The following is a 2,654-nucleotide window of genomic DNA, read 5'->3' as shown; positions in this document are numbered from 1 at the left end:
GCCGGTCCGCCGTCACCGGCAGCGGCCGGGCGGCGGTCGCCGCGAAGTCCGCCGTCACCCGGAGGGGCCCCGGCCACAGCGCGCTCGGCGGGGCCGGGACGACCGGCTCGCGCACCTCCCGCGGATCGGCCGGACCGATCCGCAGCGTGCCCAGCCACGCCCCCGGCACCTCGGCCGCCGCCGCCCCGGCCAGCACCGAGGCGGCCGCCCGTTCCGTCATCCACGCGCCGTCGCGGCTGCCGCCGAGCGGCAGCAGTCTGCCGGGCGCCAGTCGCTGCCGTACCGCCTGTGTCCAGTCCGCCGTCATTCCTCCAGCCTGCCCTCTCCACGGCGCGCAACGGCGCAGGCGTGCTTACGGTGGTCGGAGAACGACGACCGAAAAGGGGAGCAGTGGCGATGAGCGAGATGGCAACCCACGGCGGCGAGAACGAGCCGCAGACCTCCGCCCGCAGGCAGAACCGGCCCGGCGGCGGCGACCCCGCGACCAGAGGCCGCACCACGATCGCGGACGGGGTCGTCGAGAAGATCGCCGGAATGGCGGCACGGGACGCGGTCGGCGTGTACGCCATGGGCAGCGGGATCTCCCGCACCATCGGTGCCATGCGCGACCGGGTGCCCGGCGGCACCAAGGCCGTGACCCGAGGGGTGAAGGCCGAGGTCGGCGAGGTGCAGACCGCGCTCGACCTGGAGATCGTCGTGGAGTACGGCTATCCCATCGGCGATGTCTCCCGCGCGGTCCGGGAGAACGTGATCACCGCCGTGGAGCGCATGACCAGCCTCGAGGTCGTCGAGGTCAACATCGCGGTCAGCGACGTCCACCTCCCCGACGACGACGAGGACCAGGAGCCGGAGCAGCCTCGTATCCAGTGAGCCAGGGGGTACTCGGACAAGAGGCCGGACCGGCTGACATCACTCGGCCGGACGAGCCGACTCGCTTGAAGGAGCGCTGCAGAGATGAGCATGGCAGCAGTCGGCATGATCGCCGGAATGGCGCTGGGCTTCGCCGGGTTCTACGGCGGGTTCGGAGCCTTCGTGCTGGTGGCGGCCCTCGGGGCCGTCGGATTCTTCGCCGGTCGTTTCGTGGACGGCGACCTGGAACTCGGTGACTTCTTCCGCCGCCGCGACGACCGCACCCGTGAGGAGCGGTTCCGCTCCGGCGGCGACCGGCGCGACTGGCGCCGGTGACCGCGATGAGCACGGACACCAACACGGCGGCGCCGGGTGTCCCGGACCGCACCCCGCCGGGCGAGCGAGGGTTCACCCGGATCGCGGACCGGGTCGTCGCCAAGATCGCCGCGCGGGCCGCGCGCGAGGCGATCGCCCCGCTGCCCCGGAACACCAAGACCCCGCACACCACGGTCAACGTCCGTCCCAGGGCGCGCGGTACGGGCCCGGTGGAGGACAGCCCCTTCGGCACGGCCCGTGTGCGAGTCGTCGTGGAACTCGAGTACCCCGGTGACATCGGCGCCCGCTGCGCCGCCGTACGCCGCCGGGTCACCGAGCGGGTGGGCACGCTGGCGAACATGGAGGTGCCGGAGGTGGTCGTCGAGGTGGAGCGGCTGCGGCTGCCCGGTGAGCACCAGGGGAGGACGGTATGAGCGAGCCGCCGCAGGACGCCACCCGGCCCGTGCCCGTGGTGGACACCGGGAAGCACCCCGACACCGAGAAGCACCCCGACACCGAGCGGCACACCCCGCCCACCGTCCAGCAGCCCGCCCTTCCCCCGGACGCCCGCGGCAGCGGCCGCTTCTGGTCCGCCCGCCGCGTCCCTTCGGCGATCGTCGCCCTGCTCACCCTGGGCGGCGCCGGCCTGCTGCTGTACGACGTGATCGCCGTCCGCCTCGGGTACCCGGCGATGTACTGGCGCCGTGAACTCGCCCGCCAGCTGGCCCAGCGCCCCCTCGACGACATCCCGGTGCTCGCGGGCGCCGCCTTCGTCACCGCCCTCGGCCTCTGGCTGATCCTGCTCGCGATCACCCCCGGCCTGCGCAACCTGCTCCCCATGCTCCGCCCGCGCCACGACGTACGCGCCGCACTCACCCGTGACGCCGCCGCCCAGGTGCTGCGGGACCGGGCCGTGGAGGTCTCCGGGGTGCGCGAGGCGCGGGTCAAGATGCGCCGCCGCCGGGCCGACGTGCGGGTGATCTCGCACTTCCGGGACCCCGCCGAGGTGCGGAGCGACCTGGACACCGCGCTGGCCGGTGCCGTGACCGACCTCGGCATGGCCCGGCGCCCCAAGCTGTCGGTACGCCTCAGGGGACCTGGGAAGAAGGGATGAGGGGCATGCGTTCAGGAGCCGTCAACCGCGTCCTGCTGGCGCTCGCCGGACTGGTGCTGTTCGTGCTCGGCGGGTCGGTGCTGGCCGTCGGCCTCGGCGCGCCCTCGCCCTCCTGGTGGCCGCACTCCGGCCGGCACGACGTGCTGCTCAGCCGGGCCGAGCGCACCGCCTGGCGCGACCAGGACTGGTGGTGGCCCGCGCTGATCGCGCTGCTGGCCGTGCTGTTCCTGATCGGGCTGTGGTGGCTGGTGTCGGTGCTGCGCAGGCACAGCCTGTCCGAGATCCTGATCGACACCGGCGACGGCAAGGGCGCGCTGGTGCGCGGCGGAGCGCTGCGGTCCGCGCTCGCGGACGACGCGGGCCGCCGGCCGGGCGT

The 2,654-nt window shown here is 74.2% G+C and carries 5 protein-coding genes and 1 pseudogene; 5 read left to right on the top strand and 1 reads right to left on the bottom strand.

The features are described from left to right. Positions 1-307 (bottom strand): annotated as a pseudogene (locus GT030_RS27870) (nucleopolyhedrovirus P10 family protein); the annotation flags it as partial. Between the two features lie 98 nt (positions 308-405). Between GT030_RS27870 and GT030_RS27865 the strand changes: the two are divergent. The 5 genes from GT030_RS27865 to amaP all read left to right on the top strand — a co-directional run. Next, positions 406-870: an Asp23/Gls24 family envelope stress response protein gene (locus tag GT030_RS27865; protein ID WP_237522857.1), complete on the top strand. Its 465-nt coding sequence runs from the start codon at positions 406-408 to the stop codon at positions 868-870. Positions 871-954: 84 nt separating this feature from the next. Further along, positions 955-1,185: a hypothetical protein gene (locus tag GT030_RS27860; RefSeq protein WP_161203446.1), complete on the top strand. Its 231-nt coding sequence runs from the start codon at positions 955-957 to the stop codon at positions 1,183-1,185. A gap of 5 nt (positions 1,186-1,190) precedes the next feature. Further along, entirely contained in the window at positions 1,191-1,598 is a 408-nt protein-coding gene (locus GT030_RS27855) for an Asp23/Gls24 family envelope stress response protein (protein ID WP_161203445.1), read from the top strand. Further along, entirely contained in the window at positions 1,595-2,278 is a 684-nt protein-coding gene (locus GT030_RS27850) for a DUF6286 domain-containing protein (protein ID WP_161203444.1), read from the top strand. The genes GT030_RS27855 and GT030_RS27850 overlap by 4 nt, the downstream gene beginning before the upstream one ends. A 5-nt stretch (positions 2,279-2,283) precedes the next feature. Further along, positions 2,284-2,654, top strand: a 371-nt coding sequence (amaP, locus tag GT030_RS27845; RefSeq protein ID WP_161203443.1) for an alkaline shock response membrane anchor protein AmaP, incomplete at its 3' end; no start/stop codon positions are given.

The organism is Streptomyces sp. SID1328 (assembly GCF_009865595.1).
Lineage (GTDB): Bacteria > Actinomycetota > Actinomycetes > Streptomycetales > Streptomycetaceae > Streptomyces > Streptomyces griseoluteus.
The sequence above is the reverse complement of the archived record's forward strand: the minus strand, read 5'-3'. Positions and strand labels throughout refer to the sequence as shown.